The sequence below is a fragment of the Streptomyces phaeoluteigriseus genome, from assembly GCF_001896135.2.
GTDB lineage: Bacteria > Actinomycetota > Actinomycetes > Streptomycetales > Streptomycetaceae > Streptomyces > Streptomyces phaeoluteigriseus.
This window is the reverse complement of the sequence record NZ_MPOH02000002.1, coordinates 246089-261398: the sequence shown is the minus strand read 5'-3', so window position 1 is coordinate 261398 and position 15310 is coordinate 246089. Positions and strand designations below refer to the sequence as shown.

At 72.7% G+C, this 15310-nt stretch carries 11 protein-coding genes and 1 pseudogene; 4 read left to right on the top strand and 8 right to left on the bottom strand.

Annotation, left to right across the window (positions count from 1 at the left end; genetic code table 11):
* Nucleotides 1-64 precede the first annotated feature (64 nt).
* Nucleotides 65-2422 (top strand): ATP-binding SpoIIE family protein phosphatase, encoded by a 2358-nt coding sequence (locus tag BM536_RS01750; protein ID WP_094102412.1) that lies wholly within the window; start codon nucleotides 65-67, stop codon nucleotides 2420-2422.
* A gap of 33 nt (nucleotides 2423-2455) precedes the next feature.
* Here the strand turns inward: BM536_RS01750 and BM536_RS01745 are convergent, their stop codons facing one another.
* Both BM536_RS01745 and BM536_RS01740 read right to left on the bottom strand, forming a co-directional pair.
* A complete protein-coding gene (locus BM536_RS01745; RefSeq protein WP_073498145.1) occupies nucleotides 2456-3031 on the bottom strand; it encodes a DNA polymerase ligase N-terminal domain-containing protein in 576 nt (191 codons plus the stop codon).
* A 44-nt stretch (nucleotides 3032-3075) separates the two neighbouring features.
* Nucleotides 3076-3906: an aldo/keto reductase gene (locus BM536_RS01740; RefSeq protein WP_425444591.1), complete on the bottom strand. Its 831-nt coding sequence runs from the start codon at nucleotides 3904-3906 to the stop codon at nucleotides 3076-3078.
* Between the two features lie 163 nt (nucleotides 3907-4069).
* Here BM536_RS01740 and BM536_RS01735 point away from each other — a divergent pair, with 163 nt between their 5' ends.
* Complete coding sequence (locus tag BM536_RS01735; protein WP_094102411.1) at nucleotides 4070-5086, top strand: TauD/TfdA dioxygenase family protein; 1017 nt, start codon at nucleotides 4070-4072, stop codon at nucleotides 5084-5086.
* A 138-nt stretch (nucleotides 5087-5224) separates the two neighbouring features.
* Here BM536_RS01735 and BM536_RS01730 read toward each other — a convergent pair.
* The 6 genes and pseudogenes from BM536_RS01730 to BM536_RS01705 form a co-directional block, all read right to left on the bottom strand.
* A pseudogene (locus BM536_RS01730) lies at nucleotides 5225-6252 on the bottom strand (LLM class flavin-dependent oxidoreductase).
* 68 nt (nucleotides 6253-6320) lie between these two features.
* Nucleotides 6321-7823: a metallophosphoesterase family protein gene (locus tag BM536_RS01725; protein ID WP_073498148.1), complete on the bottom strand. Its 1503-nt coding sequence runs from the start codon at nucleotides 7821-7823 to the stop codon at nucleotides 6321-6323.
* Between the two features lie 53 nt (nucleotides 7824-7876).
* On the bottom strand, nucleotides 7877-8707 hold the full coding sequence (locus BM536_RS01720) for a DUF1684 domain-containing protein (protein WP_073498150.1): 831 nt from the start codon (nucleotides 8705-8707) through the stop codon (nucleotides 7877-7879).
* 500 nt (nucleotides 8708-9207) lie between these two features.
* A complete protein-coding gene (locus BM536_RS01715; protein ID WP_094102410.1) occupies nucleotides 9208-10386 on the bottom strand; it encodes a glycoside hydrolase family 64 protein in 1179 nt (392 codons plus the stop codon).
* A gap of 426 nt (nucleotides 10387-10812) precedes the next feature.
* Entirely contained in the window at nucleotides 10813-11577 is a 765-nt protein-coding gene (locus tag BM536_RS01710; RefSeq protein WP_094102409.1) for a dienelactone hydrolase family protein, read from the bottom strand.
* Nucleotides 11578-11705: 128 nt separating this feature from the next.
* Nucleotides 11706-12326, bottom strand: coding sequence for an L-threonylcarbamoyladenylate synthase (locus BM536_RS01705; RefSeq protein WP_094102408.1), 621 nt, complete (start codon nucleotides 12324-12326; stop codon nucleotides 11706-11708).
* A 222-nt stretch (nucleotides 12327-12548) separates the two neighbouring features.
* Between BM536_RS01705 and BM536_RS01700 the strand changes: the two genes are divergently transcribed.
* Nucleotides 12549-13022, top strand: a complete 474-nt coding sequence (locus tag BM536_RS01700) for a MarR family winged helix-turn-helix transcriptional regulator (protein WP_073499935.1) — start codon at nucleotides 12549-12551, stop codon at nucleotides 13020-13022.
* A gap of 163 nt (nucleotides 13023-13185) precedes the next feature.
* Nucleotides 13186-14805, top strand: a complete 1620-nt coding sequence (locus BM536_RS01695; protein ID WP_073499934.1) for an MFS transporter — start codon at nucleotides 13186-13188, stop codon at nucleotides 14803-14805.
* Nucleotides 14806-15310 lie beyond the last annotated feature (505 nt).

The window sequence follows — 15310 nt, the reverse complement described above, 5'->3', positions numbered from 1 at the left end:
GAACCGGACGGCCCCGGCCCCGCCGCGGTTGATGCGGCGGGCCAAAGGGACCATTCTGGACGACATGGAGCAAGTCGCCGCTGCGGCTGTCGTCGACGTACGGGGCATCGTGACGGGCTGGAGCGAGGGAGCCCGTCTGCTGACCGGCCGCACGGCCCAGGACGCGGTGGGTCGGCCGGCGGCCGACCTGCTCGCCGAGGCCCTTCCGGCGCGCGCGGACGGGTCCTGGACCGGCCCCGTCGTCGTACGGCACCGCGACGGCCACCCGGTGACCGTCACCGTGACCGCCTGCCCGGTACTCGGCCCCGGCGGCGAGCCCGCCGGCCTGGCCCTCACCGCCGTACCGTCGTCCCCGGGCCCCGGCCCGGAACCGACCGTCGGCGAGCGCGCCTTCCAGCAGGCCTCGATGTCGATGTCGGTCTTCGACCCCGGCCAGCGCTATCTGCGGGTCAACGACGCCGCCTGCCATGTGATGGGCGTGCCCGAGGAAGCCCTCCTCGGCCGCCCTTTCCCGGAGACCGTCGAGGACGCCGAGCACAGCCGGGGCTTCCACTGGCACCTGCGCCATGTCTGCGAGACGGGCCGGCCGGTCCGCTACGAGAGCTTCACCGGCGCCCCCGCCCTGAACCGGGAACACGCCTGGAGCATCGAGATGTGGCCGGTCCGGGACGCGGCGGGCAACATCCTCGGTACCGCCCTGGCAGCGCTCGACAGCACCGAGCAGTACTGGGCGCGGGAGCGGCTGGCGCTCCTGAACGAGGCCGCGGCCGCCCTCGGCACCACCCTGGACGTGGTGCGCACGGCCGAGGAACTGATCGGCGTCGTGGTGCCCCGGTTCGCCGACTTCGCCAGCGTCGACCTCTTCGACTGGGTGCTGGGCGCCGACGAATCGCCGCCGATGCTGCCCGGCGAGGAGGTGGAGCTGCGGCGCGTCGCCCACGGCTCCGTCACCGAGGGCACCCCGGAAGCGGCCGTACACCTGGGAGAGGTGGACCTCTACCCGGCGTTCTCCCCGGTCGCGCGGGCCCTGCGGGAGGGCCGGGCGGTCATCAGCCAGGCGGGTGAGCCGCCCTTCATGCGCTGGGTCGAGGAGCGCAACGCCCGAGCACCGAGTGGACGCCCCCACCGCGAGGGCGTCCACTCGATGATGGCGGTGCCGCTGCGGGCCCGCGGCACCACCCTGGGCGTCGCCGTCGCCGTACGCGTCGCCCAGCCGGACGACTACGCGGCCGACGACGCCGTCTTCGCCGAGGAACTCGCCAGCCGCGCCGCCGTCTGCGTCGACAACGCCCGCCGCTTCGCCCGCGAACGCACCACCGCCCTCGCCCTCCAGCACAGCCTCCTCCCACGCGGCCTGCCCGGACAGGTGGCCGTCGAGGTCGCCCACCGCTATCTGCCGAGCGGCTCCACCGCCGGCATCGGCGGCGACTGGTTCGACGTCATCCCGCTCTCCGGCAGCCGCGTCGCCCTCGTCGTCGGCGACGTCGTCGGGCACGGCATCCCGTCCGCCGCGACCATGGGCCGCCTCTGCATGGCCGTCCGCACCCTCGCCGACGTCGACCTCCCGCCCGACGAACTCCTCACCCACCTCGACGACCTCGTCACCCACCTCGCGGCCTACGACGGTGTCGGCGAGGACGTCGCGGAACTGGGCGCCACCTGCCTGTACGCCGTCTACGATCCCGTCACCCGCCGGCTCACCCTGGCCTCCGCCGGCCATCCCGCACCCGCCGTCGTCCTGCCCGACGGCAGGGCGACCCTGGTCCGGATGTCCCCCGGCCCGCCGCTCGGCGTCGGCGGGCTGCCCTTCGAGGCGGTCGAGCTGGAACTGGCCGAGGGCACCGTCGTCGCGCTCTACACCGACGGTCTGATCGAGGACCGAGACCGCGACGTCGACCGCTCCACCGCCGAGCTGTGCAACGCGCTGACGGCGCCCGCCGCCTCCCTCGACGCCGTCTGCGACACGGTGCTCAAGGCCGTCCTGCCGGAGGAGCCCAGTGACGACGTGGCCCTGCTGGTGGCCCGCACCCGGGCGCTCGGCGCCGAGCAGGTCGCCACCTGGGACGTGGACCAGGACCCCGCCCAGGTGGCCGCCACCCGGCAGGCCGCCACCGAACAACTCGCCGCGTGGGGACTGGAGGAGACCGCGTTCGTCACCGAACTCGTCGTCAGCGAACTCGTCACCAACGCCATCCGCTACGGCGAACCCCCCATCCAGCTACGGCTGATCCGCGACCGCACCCTCATCTGCGAGGTGTCCGACGGCAGTTCCACCTCCCCGCACCTGCGCCGCGCCCACGCCTTCGACGAGGGAGGACGCGGCCTGCTGCTGGTCGCCCAGCTCACCCAGCGCTGGGGCAGCCGGCAGACGGGCCGCGGCAAGACCATCTGGTGCGAGCAGACGCTGACCCCGTCGTTCTGACCGGACGGTCCGCGCCGCCCGAAGGGGGCCCGCTCACGCCCCGGCGGCCACCTGGCCCAAGGTCCGTCCGGTGGCCACCGACCGGGCCCGGCGCGGGTTCGGCGTACCGTGCCCGTGCCCGGTGCCACCGCCCGCCTTCACCAGCAGCCAGTCGTCCTCGCCCCGGAACCGGGTGAGGGCGTAGGTGCCCCGCAGCTTCGCACCGTGCAGCCGGAACGACACATGCCCCCGGCGCAGGCCCTCCTCGAAGCCGGCGTCGGGGCCGAGCGGCTCGTACGTCCCGCGGTCCCACACGATCACGGTCCCGCCGCCGTACTCGTCGGGCGCGATCACCCCTTCGAAGTCCTCGTGGACCAGCGGATGGTCCCCGGTCGGCACGGCGAGCCGCTTGTCCTTCGGCCGCGCGGACGGGCCCCTCGGCACCGACCACGACTTCAGGACGTCACCCACCTGGAGCCGGAAGTCGAAGTGCAGCGTGCCGGCGTCATGGATCTGCACGACGAACCGGGGCCTCGCGTCCCCGGCGGGCGCCCGCTCCCCGGACGGCTCGCCGGTCCGGTCGACGTCGCGCTGCCCGCGGTGGTCACCGAGCCGTTCCCGCTCACCCATCCGAACCTCCTCGCCCGGGGCTGCCGGGTACCCGCGGCCCCGGCTCAGAACTCCTCGTGAACCTCCGGGTCCCCGCCCAGCCGCCGGGGCGCACGGTCCGCGATCGCCGCCATCTGCGGCGCGTCCAGCTCGAAGCCGAACACCTCCAGATTGGCCCGCTGCCGCTCCGGGTCCGCCGACTTCGGGACGGGCACCGCGCCGAGCTGGAGGTGCCAGCGCAGGACGGCCTGGCCGGGAGTGACGCCATGGGCCTCGGCGACGGAGAGCACGGCCGGGTCGTCCAGCAGGGCCGAGCCCCGGCCCAGCGGGCTCCAGCTCTCCGTGACGATGCCCTTCGACACGTGGAAGGCGCGCAGCGCGTCCTGCGGGAAGAGCGGGTGCACCTCGACCTGGTTGACGGCGGGCAGGACGCCCGTCTCCTTCTCCAGCCGCTCGATGTGAGAGGGGGTGAAGTTGGAGACGCCGATCGACCGGACCAGCCCGTCCTCCCGGAGCTTGATCATGGCCCGCCAGGAGTCGACGTACTTGTCGACGCGGGGCAGCGGCCAGTGGATCAGGTACAGGTCCACCCGGTCGACGCCGAGCCGCCGACGCGACTCCTCGAAGGAGGCCAGGGTCTCCTCGTAGCCGTGGTGGCGGCCCGGGAGCTTCGTGGTCACCACGATCTCCTCGCGCGGCACGTCCGCGCGGGCGATCCCGCGGCCCACGCCGGTCTCGTTGCGGTAGTTCGTCGCCGTGTCGATCAGGCGGTAGCCCAGGCCGAGCGCGCCGGCCACCGCCTGCTCCGCCTGCGCGTCGTCCATCGGCCAGGTGCCGAGGCCGACGGCCGGGAGCGTCGTTCCGTCGTTGAGCGTGTGGGTGGGGATGTGGTTCACCATCGTGCCTTCCCTCGGCTGTGTCGTCCCTCCAGCCTCACCGAAGGCCCGGGGATCGATCAACCGGGGCGGCGGGGGCGTGGGCGAAGGCCCTGTCGTCACGTCGGCGATCGGCTGACACGATCTTCGGGGAGCGGTACCGGCGACGACGAGCGGAGCGCGCATGACGACCGAGTTCGACAGCGAGGCGAGGGACATGGCGAAGGGCAGGGCGACGGACGCTGCCTTGGAGGAAGGCGTGCGGGCCGCGGGACTGACGCTCCGGCCGGCCGCCGGGCACATCGGCGCCGACATCGAGGGCGTCGACCTGGCGGCCGGCCTCGGCGACGCCCAGGTCGCCGCGATCCGGGCGGCGGTGCTGCGCTGGAAGGTGGTGTTCTTCCGCGGGCAGCGGCTCGACCACGCCGGGCATGTGGCGTTCGCCCGCCGGTTCGGCGAACCGGTCGTCCTGCGCAAGCGCGGCGGTGCCTCCCCGGCGGACTTCCCCGAGATCGAGACCACCGCCGACCGGCTGGAACTCGGCGGCCGGTTCGGCATGGAGCACGAGGAGTGGCTCAGGCGCCGCCGGCACACCCTGCTGCGCGGCTGGCACTGCGACCACGGTGCACGCGTCGACCCGCCCGCCGCGACGATCCTGCGCGCCGAGACCGTCCCCCCGTACGGCGGCGACACCACCTGGTCCAACCTGGCCGCCGCCTACGCCGGACTGTCCGCGCCGCTGCGGCGCTTCGTCGACGCGCTGCGCGCCGAACACCGGCTCGGCGTCGGCTACCAGCCCCGCCCCGGCGACGACGCGTACGTCCGCCACCTCCTCGACCACCAGGTGGCCTCCGTGCACCCGCTGGTAAGGGTCCACCCCGAGACGGGCGAGCGGGTCCTGTACGTCAACGGCTACTACGTCGAGCAGATCACCGACCTCTCGCGCGCGGAGAGCGCGGCGATCCTGGAACTGCTGCTGGCGGAGGCGACCCGTCCCGAGTACACGGTCCGCTTCCGCTGGGAACCGGGCAGCGTGGCCTTCTGGGACAACCGCGCCACCATCCACCTCGCCCCCAGCGACAACACCCACCTGGGCTTCCCCCGCACCATGCACCGCGTGATGCTCACGGGAGACATCCCCGTCGGCGTGGACGGCAGGCCGTCGGAGCCGGTCACGGGAACCGAGCCCGGCCGCTGGTGAGGCCGCCCGGCGGCGGACGCCCCGGCGCGCGCCCACTGCCCCGCACGGGCCCGCGGGCGCCCGCCTCCGCGGGAGGGCGATGATGCCGCCGGACGGTCACTCGACGGCAGCGCCGTCGTCCTGACCCCCCGGCCCCGCTCAGGCTCCCGGCTTCCATCCCAGCGCCGGTCCCAGGTTCGTCGCCATGTCGGTGAGGATCTGTACGTAGTCCTCGGGCGCGAACGTGAAGGGAAGGGCGAAGGCCACCTCGTCGATCTCGCGGAAGGCGGCGTGGGCATGCAGGCGTTCGGCCAGTTCGGCCGAGGTGCCGACCAGGTCCGGGGCGAACAACAGGCGGCCCGGACCCTGCGGGGACGCCGTGCGGGGGAGGCGCCGGGCGGCGAACTCCTCGTACTTCGCGCGCTGTCCGGGGGTGGCGGAGTCGGTGGGGATGACGACGAGGCCCTGGGAGACGCGGGCCGCGTCGCCCTCCTGGTGCGCGGCGCGGAAGGCGCGCACCAGGGCGAGCTGGATGTCGGCGAAGTCCCGTGCGCCGTCCGGGCCTTCGGCCTTCACGACACTGCTGGTGAGGAAGTTCACGCCGTTCTCCCCGGCCCACCGCGCCGAGCCGAGGCTGCCGCCGCCGTACCACAGGCGGCTGCCCAGGCCGGGGGAGTGCGGCTGTACACGGTCGGAGAACACCTCGAAGCCCTCGGTGCCGCTGAAACCGGTGGCGGGTTCGCCGCGCACCAGGTCGAGCAGCCGTCGCGCCCTGCCGTATCCGAAGTCCTCGGCGTCGGCGGTGTCCGGGTACAGGGCCTGCCCGACCCGGTCGAAGTGCATCGGCGGGCCGACGCTGACACCCGGGTTGAGCCGGCCTCCCGACAGGACGTCGACGGTCGCCAGGTCCTCCGCCAGCCGCAGCGGGTTCTCCCAGCCCAGCGGGATCACCGCGGTGCCCAGCTCGATCCGGCTCGTGCGCTGCGAGGCCGCCGCGAGGACGGCGACGGGGGAGGAGATGCCGTACTGGAGGTGCCGGTGGCGCAGCCAGGCGCTGTCGAAGCCCAGCCGCTCGCCCAACTCGATGATCTCCAGCGTGGTCTCGTGCCCGCGGCGGGTTCGGCCTCGTCGAACAGGCCGATGGTGAGGAAGCCCAGCTTGCGCAGCGGGCGTGGGGTGGACGGCATCCGTTCCTCCCTCGTCGACGGCGGACACCGCCGTACCGGTTACTTCCGTGATCGGGTCGAGGGCCCGGTCAGGCCAGCGCGATGACGACCTCGTCCTCGACCGGCGGGTCCAGTTCCTGCGCGCGGTTGCCGGTGGCCGCGTAACAGCGCAGCCGCACGCTCTCCGGGCTCACGTCCAGGCGGAGGAAGCACTTGAAGAAGGGCGGGCTGTACGTCGCCGAACTCGGCGAGAACAGCGACGTGTAGATCTTGCGCACGGGCAGCCGGAACCGCGCCCCGCGGTCGGGTCGGCGCGCGGTGCCGAGCAGGGTGGCCACCAGCCGGATGCGCCGGGTGATCCGCACCGGAGCGCCCGGACCACGGGTCGGCGGGATGCCCAGCCGCTCGGCGATCACCGTGGTCGCCTCGGCCTCGGTGAGACTGAAGAAGCGCCGCAGCCGCAGCCGCCGGCCGTACAGGCGGCTGTAGAAGGCGAGGGAGTCGCCGCGCAGCGGATAACAGCGGAAGTCGGACTCCGCGACCCCGTCCACCGAGACGCGCGGGATGGTGTGCGTGGCGTGCATGAACGCCCCGCCGCCGCCCGCGACGACGTACTGGAGGGTACGGCCGTCCGGCAGGGTCACCGGATAGCGCTGGTAGTTGTGGATGTCGCCGCCGATCGCCGCGACGAAACGGTGCCCGGGGTCGCGCACGATCTCGTCGACCGTGCCGCCGCCCTCGATCGGGCAGGGCTGGTGCTCGCCGTCCACGTACAGCGGCGAACCGGTGATCAGTATCTTCGGGCGCGGCCCCCGCGCCACCTCCCGCAGCCACGAGCCCTGTTCGGCGTCCAGGGTGCCGAGCAGGCCGGTGTCTATGCCGATGATCCGCACCGGCCCGGAGTCGATCGCCCAGTACGGGCCCGGCTGTACGGCCTGTTGGGACGGGTCCGCCCGCAAGGCCCGCGCCGCGTCCAGGCGTTGGCCGTCGCCTGGCCGAGGCCGGTGCCACAGCCGGGAGCGCAGCCAGGCCCGGCCGAACGGCCGGGGCGCGGGCTCCGCGGGCAGCGGCGGGGCGTCGCAGAAGACCCGCATGAAGGCGCCGAGGTCCTCGTACCAGTCATGGTTGCCGGGTATCGCGTAGATCGGGGCCCGGTAGTCGCGGTAGGGGCGGAAGAACTTGCCGTCGTAGTCGTCCGCGCTGCCCACGGGATAGATGACGTCGCTCGCCAGGACGGCGAAGCTGGTGTCCTGAGCGACCTTCAGAAAGCCTGGCACGACGGCGTACTGGGGGTCGTCGCCCTCGCCCGTGTCGCCGATCACCATGAAGGAGAAGCGCTCCGGTTCCGGGCGTCGGATCACCTTGTCCGCCGGCGCCCCGGCCGCCGCCCGCTGGTCCACCCACCGGCCGCGCGTACGGCCGGTGGGGTCCCCGAACCAGGACGCCAGCACGCCGTTGCGCGCGGCCCACAGCATCCGGGGGTCGAGCCACGAGATCTTCTCCGTGTTGGAGGGCATCAACTGCCCGTAGGTGCCGGGGTCGTGGGCGCCCCAGCCGGCGCCTTCGGCGGTATCGCGTGAGGAGTCGGACACCGGTGCACCGTAACAACGGTCCGGGGCGGGGCGGCGGGGAGGGGTGACCGGGTTCAGTCCCGGCCTCCCCGCTCCAGCGGGATCCGCTCGCCCGCCTCGATGGCCACGGGCAGCCGGTTCTCCGCCGGGGGCAGCGGGCAGGTCGCCAGATCGGTGTAGGCGCACGGCAGATTGCCGGCCCGGTTGAAGTCCACCGTCACCCGGCCCTCGTCGTCCGGCGCGGCCAGGTGGAGGGAGCGGTTCGCGGCGTACGTCGTCACACCGGACGTCGCGTCCGTGAACAGCACCGTCAGGCTGCCCGGCGCACCGCCGTTGAAGGCGGTCAGGCGGTACGTCGTGCCGTCCAGTTCGAACTCGACCTGGCCCGGGGAGTCGTAGACGTGCTCCAGGCCCTCGACGGCGGCGCCGACGGTCACCGGCCGGGGCCGCGGGTGGGGCAGGAAGCGGCCCTCGCGCACCCAGCGGGGGTCGGGGGCGTAGGCGGGGGTGTGGGAGAAGGCGGCGCGCAGGGCGTTGCCGGGGTGGCGTGGGCGCAGGATGTCGTGGCCGCCGCGCTTGGCGACCTCGATCAGCGCGTCCCCGGCGGCGACGTACACGCTGTCGCGCTCGGCGATCACCCCGAACGCGTACCGGCCGCGCACCACCGTGCCGTCCACGGTCAGTTCCTCGCCTTCGGCGAGTTCGACGACGATTCCCTCGCCCGTACTCGACCAGGCACCGGGAGCGTCGTCGAAGCGGGCCGGCTCGGGGCTCAGCCAGTGCAGGCCGGTGATCGCGAGGAAGCCGTGCGGTCCGGCGAGAACCTCCTCCTTCTCACGGTGCCATTGCTCCCATTCCCGGACGAAGCCGGTGCGGTTCGTTCGGTCGGTGTACTGGACGGTCATGCGCGCTCCCTGGGACGGTCCCTCCGGCGGACTGACGGACGCCGGGTGCAACCACCGAGAGGGCGGGTCTCATCCGCGTCCGCCGCGCCGGACACCGGATTTCACGAGCCTGCAACAAGCGCGGGAACGACCGCGCCCGCGCGCCGAAGCGCGGTGGTCCCACCACACGGCGTACACCGGGCCGGCCCCCCGCGCGAGCCGCTCACCCGTCGCTCCACGAACGGCGTGGAGCGGACCGGCCGGCCACCGGCTCCTCCTCGGAGGCGACGGCCCGCCCCGTCCGTGCGGTCCGGTTCCAGTCCCCCTCGCCGAGTACCAGCAGCGGATCGAACCGGAGTGACGGTTGTCGTGCGGCAGGTCTACGGGGCGAGCGCCGGGGAGGCAAGCTTTCGCCGGATGTCGTCGTGGCGACGCCGCGCCGGGACCCGGCCGATCCGCCCGGCTTCCTGCGGACGGACGTCCCGCACGCGAGCTGCTCGCGTGCGGGACGTCCGCGGCCCTCAGTTCAGCGGGTCGAGCGTCAGGTACGCCTGGAGCGGCGACCCGTCGTGCACGAGCGACTCGTGGTGACCGACGTCGTCGAAGGCGAACGCGTACGCCTTCCCGTCGGCCATCTGGGCGTGGATCTTGCGGGCGTAGTGGTTGGTCACCGTGTCCTGGTAGAAGCCCGCCGAGGTGGTGTCCGGCTGGTTCGGATTGGTCAGGAGCGTGGACCGGTTGAACCCGGCGCACAGCGTGCGCGAGATCGGCCCGCGTACGGCGTCGTTGGGGGCGTCCAGCAGCCGGTGGCAGCCGAACACGCTGTCCGCGTCCGGCTTCTGGAAGCTGGTGACCACGGCGCCCGCGCTGTTGGTGAAGTTCATGACGCCGCCGGAGACCCGGCCGAAGTACTTCGTGCCCGGCTGGTTCGCGAACGGCGTCACCGTCAGCGTGGAGGTCGCGTACTTCTGCCACACGCGGTTGATGTAGTCGTCCAGCACGGTACGGGGCAGCGCCCCGGTCTCCACGCCGTACAACGGGGACAGGGCCCGCAGGACGGTGCCGTCGGAGCGGGTCTGGATCAGGTTCGCCCAGCCTCCGGGCTGCCCGCGCAGGGCGTTGAAGAAGCCGTTGTAGCCACCCGCCTTGAGTCGGCCGGTGCTGACCGTGCTCCCGTCGGAGCGCTGCACCCCGACCGCGTACGGCGCCGAGAACATGTCGACCTGGGTGCTGTTGAGCCACAGCCCCGAGTCGTTGAGCGTGTACTCCGACCAGTTGAACAGGATGTTCCGGTTGGGGTCGCTCGGGTTCTGTACGGCCGGCTGTACGAGCCCGCCCGTGGTCAGCCGGAACACCAGCTTCTGGCCGTACGAGAAGTAGATGCGGCCGGAGAACTTGGGGATCCGGATGGTCGCCGACTGGCCGGCCGCCGGGCCCGTGATCGAGGCGTCCGGCGCCGGTGTGGGCGGGTTGCCGCCCGCGGGCCAGGCGTGGAAGGTGCCGTTGGCGTCGGCCCAGCCCTGCTGACCCGTCGTCAGAAGGGTGCCGAGGTTGTAGACGTAGAGGGGTTCGCCGCGCCCCGAGTTGTTGGTGATCTTGAGGGGGATGGTGCTGGGGACGGCGGCCTGGGCCGGTGGCCCCAGGGTGAGCAGTGTGCCGACGAGCGCGGCGGCTCCTGCCGCTGCCGTCAGCCGGGACATGAGTGTGCGGAACACTCTCCACCTCCGTGCGGGTAGGCCTGTGGGGTTGGTCCGTACCTGTTGAGAGCGCTCTCAAAGTCGCATCAGGGTGTGGGCATGTCAATGACCGTGCGACGAAGGAGACGGGGTGCGGGGGGATGGCGGGGGCGTCCCTGGGGCGGGGTGGGTGCTGGTGCGGTGCGGGTGCTGGTGCGGAGTCGGTGCGGGTGCTGGTGCTGGTGCCGGAGCCGGTGCGTCGCGTCTCGTTCGTGGAGCTGGGTAGGTGCGGGGTGGCTTGGGCCGGAGCCGGAGCCGGAGCCGGAGCCCGTGTGGGTGTCGGTGCTCGGGGCGGAGTCCGGCTTGCGCGGGCGCCGGTGTGGGCGTCGTTGCTCGGGCCGGAGTCGGCTTGTGCCGGAGCCGGTGTGGGCGTCGTTGCTCGGGCCGGAGTCAGAAGGTGCGGTCGAGCAGGTCGAGCAGTGCCGCCCAGTGCCGCTCGGAGGCGGCCTGCTGGTAGGCGGCGGTGTCGGCCTGGGTGAAGCCGTGGGGGGCGCCCTCGTAGACCTCGCAGCGGTGCCGGACGCCGGCCGTGGTCAGGGCCGCCTCCAGCCGCTCCCTCTCATCGGGCGGCAGCGCGGGGTCGTCGTCGGCGTGGCCGAAGTACAGCTCGGCCGTGACCCGGCCGGCCACCAGGTGGGGGCTGTCCGGCGCCTCGGTCGCGAGCCGCCCGCCGTGGAAACCGGCCGCCGCCGCGACCCGCTCGGGATGGGTGCCCGCGGTCAGCAGGGAGAGGCGGGCGCCCATGCAGTAGCCGGTCACCGCCACCGGACCGTCCAGGACCAGCGGGCTCCGTGCCAGCCAGCGCAGATACGCGTCGGCGTCCCGCATCGCCAGGTCGTCGGTCAGCGACCGCATCACCGGGCGCAGCCTCTCGAAGATGTCCGGGCGAGCCTCCGGGTCGATGAACTCCGGCAGCTCCACGACGGGGCTGGGCCCGTGACGGTAGAACACGTTCGGCACCAGCACGGTGTACCCGGCGCCGGCCAGCCGGTCGGCCATCGCCCGCAGGTGCGGCCGCAGGCCGAACGCGTCCTGGTAGAACAGCACGCCGGGACGGGGGGCGCCGTCGGCGGGGTGGGAGAGATGGGCGTCCGCCACGCCGTCCTCGGTGGGGACGTCGACGGCTGTTCCCTGAACGGAGGGTACGGAGGTCATGAGGGGGTGCCTCTCTGTGCGGTGCACGGCGAGCGGTCGATCGGCCCGGCGGCGGGCCGGGCGATCAATATCGTTGCATGCACCATCGAGTCGGCGGTGGCGGGACCCGGTGCCCCTTTCGCCCCGGTCTACTCGAAGCGTGAGGCGTCGCCCGCCCCGTACCGGATGATCTCCGCCTCGCCCTCCGAGAAGTCGATCACCGTGGTCGGCTCGGTGCCGCAGTCCCCGGAGTCGAGCACCCCGTCCACGGAGTTGTCGAGCAGGTCCTTGATCTCCCAGCCCTGGGTCATCGGCTCCTCCTCGCCTGGCAGCAGCAGCGTGCTGGACAGCAGGGGCGCACCGAGTTCGGCGAGCAGTGCCTGGGTGACGACGTGGTCGGGGATGCGTACGCCCACCGTCTTCTTCTTCGGGTGCTGGAGCATGCGCGGCACCTCCTTCGTCGCCGGGAGGATGAACGTGTAGCTGCCGGGCGTCGTGGCCTTGATCGCGCGGAACACGTCGTTGTCGACGTGCACGAACTGGCCGAGCTGCGCGAAGTCCTGGCAGACGAGGGTGAAGTGGTGCTTGTCGTCCAGCTCGCGGATGGACCGGATCCGGTCGACGCCGTCGCGGCTGCCGATCCGGCAGCCGAGCGCGTAGCAGGAGTCCGTCGGGTACGCGATCAGCGCGTCTGCCCGGATGGCCGCCGCGACCTGGGCGATGGTGCGCGGCTGCGGATTGTCGGGGTGAACGTCGTAGTACTTCGCCATTGGGGGAGCTTATGCCGTACGGCGGGATCCGGGTCGCCATGGAGTCGCTACGAGGTCGCCATGGACGTCGTCTGCGGTCACCGTCGACGTCGTCATGCAGTCGCCATGAGGGTCGTCCTCTATGAGACTGCGACATGGACTGCCCCGTGCGTCCCCCGGCCGAGGGCAGACCATGGCCGACCGCTTTGACATAGGTATGTATGTATACCTATTGTGGATGTCATGTCCGACACCAGCGCGCCCTCCGGGGGCCCCGACCGCGTAGCCTCCGAGCTGGCGGTCTGCCTCCCCGCGCTGCACCGGGCCCTGGACCGACGTGTCGGTTCCACCTACCCGCACCCCAAGCCGCCCGAGGGACAGCTCCTGCTGCTGAGGTTCGTCGCGCAGCAGGAGGGCGCCACCGTCCGCGAGGCCGCCGACGCCCTGCTGATGAAGCCGAACAACGTCAGCGCCCTGGTCTCCCAGATGACCGAGCGGGGCATGCTGGAGCGCCGCCAGGACGGCACCGACAAACGCGTCGCCCACCTGTACCTGACGGCGACCTCCCGGCGGCGCCTCGCCGAGGTGCGCGACCTGGAGACCGGTTACCTCTCCGAGGCCCTGCTGTCCCTCACCGACGGCGAGATGGACGCCCTCGGCTCCGCGGTCGGCGCGCTCATCTCCCTCACGCGCCACCTGCACGCCGCGGCGCACTGAACCCGGTCAGGTCCGGCCCTTCTCGGCCTGACCCCGGCAGGCCCTCCTCGGTCCTCCTCCGCCTTTTCTCCGGCGGGGACCCCCTGCCCGGTACCTGTCGTGCCGTGCCCTGTGGGTGTCGCCGTCCCTCTTCGTAGATCACGTACACAGACAAGGCTCTTTCATGCCATCCACCACCGTGGATCACTCCGGCGTGCCCGCGTCCACCGCGGCGCGTCCACCGGCCACCGGTCGTTTCCGCTCCAACGCCTGGCTCACCCTCTGCGCGGTCGCCTTCGGCCTGTTCATGGTCCAGCTCGACGCGTCCGTCGTCGCCATCGCCAACCCCGAGATCGGCCGCGACCTCGAGGCCTCCACCGCCGACCTCCAGTGGGTGACCAACTCCTACCTGCTGGCCCTGGCCGCCACCCTCATACTCGGCGGCAAGCTCGGCGACCGCTTCGGCCGGCGCACGTTCTACCTGGTCGGCGTCGTCGGATTCGCCGTCTCCTCGGTCGCCATCGGACTGTCCGGCTCCATCACCGGCGTCATCGTCTTCCGCGCCCTCCAGGGCGTCTTCGGCGGCCTGCTCATGCCCAACACCCTGGGGCTGCTGCGGGCGGTGTTCCCGCCGAAGAAGTTCGGCATGGCCGTCGGTATCTGGGCCATGGTCTCCGCCGTCTCGACCGCGCTCGGCCCGATCGTCGGCGGTCTCCTCGTCGAGCACGTCAACTGGGAGTCGGTGTTCTACATCAACCTCCCCATCGGCATCGTGGCGTTCGCTTTCAGCGCGCTCGTGCTGCCGCAGTCGCGCAACTCCACCGGACACCACCGCTTCGACGTCCCCGGTGTCCTGCTGCTCGCCGTCGGCCTGCTCAGCCTCGTCCTCGGCGTCGTCAAGGGCGAGACCTGGGGCTGGACCTCCGCGGGAACCTGGGCCGCCATCCTCGCCGGACTCCTCGTCCTCGCCGTCTTCGGCTGGTACGAGACCCGTGTCGAGCACCCGCTGCTGCCGATGCGTCTGTTCCGCAACCGCTCGCTGACCGTCGGCGCGATCATCACCGCGCTCAACTTCTTCGTGCTGCTCGGCGCGATCTTCTTCATCATGCTGTACCTGCAGAACGTGCGCGGCTACACCCCCGTCGAGGCCGGCGTACGCACCCTCCCGCTCAGCCTCGCCTCGCTCGTCGCCTCCCCGCTCGGCGCGGCCCTCACCGGCCGGTTCGGCGCCCGCCTGTGCATGCCGCTCGGCATGGTCCTCCAGGGCGTCGCCTGCTTCGGCCTGCTCACCTGGTCCACCGACTCCTCCTACGCCACCATGTGGCCGCCGTTCGTCGCGCTCGGCCTCGGCGTCGGCATGGTGCTCGCCGCCTCCTCCGACGCCATCGTCGGCAACGCCCCGGTCCAGGACGGCGGAGTCGCGGGCGGCCTCCAGGCCACCACGCTCCAGATCGGCGGCGCCCTCGGCACCTCCGTCCTGGTCTCCGTGATCAGCGCCAGGGTCGGCTCCACGCTCGGCGGCGAACTGACCCGGGCCGGGGTCCCCGCGGCGACGGCCGCCGGCCTCGGTGAGGCCAAGGACGCGGTCGCCATGGGCGTCGCCCCCGTCTCCGCCGGCATGCCCGAACAGCTCCGGGCTGCCGTCGTCGAGGGCAGCGCCCAGGCCTTCATGAACGGTCTGCACGCGGCTTCGGTGGTGACGGGCCTGCTCTGCTTGACGGGCGCGGTACTGGCTGTGGCCGGCCTCGGCAGCAGGGCCTCGGCGGCTCCGCGCGGGGCGGATGCGGGCGGCGTCACCGTCTGAGCGCTGCGCCCCGCTGTGCGGGTACGCCCCCGACTCGGGGAGGGCGCCCGCACAGGTGCGGGGGGCTGTCTTGGAAGGCAGTGGCCGCGCGTTCACGAACGTTTCGCACGCGTCCTTCGTGCCCACGGACCCCGTTCTGCCCGGCCGGTGCGGCCTTGCCTGTCACCGGCCTCGGCGCCATGACTTCGGCCCACGGACACCGACCGTTCGCCTGCCGGCCCGCCCGCCTGCCCACCCCTCAGTCGCACGGGCGCGGCGCACCCGATGTGCCTCGCCACGTCCATGCGCCCGAGCCGCCCGGCTCCGTCGGCACGGTCCTGCGCGTTCCGCCGGACTCGTCCCGCAGTGGTTGGGGCGGACTCGATGTGCCTCGCCACGTCTGCGTGTCCGGGCCGTCCGGTCCCGTCGGCACGGTGCTGCGTTTCTTCGGTCGTCCGGCTGGTGGGTGCGGTGGCGGAGCCAGGTGCCTCGCCACGTCCATGCGCCCGAGCCGCCCGGCTCCGTC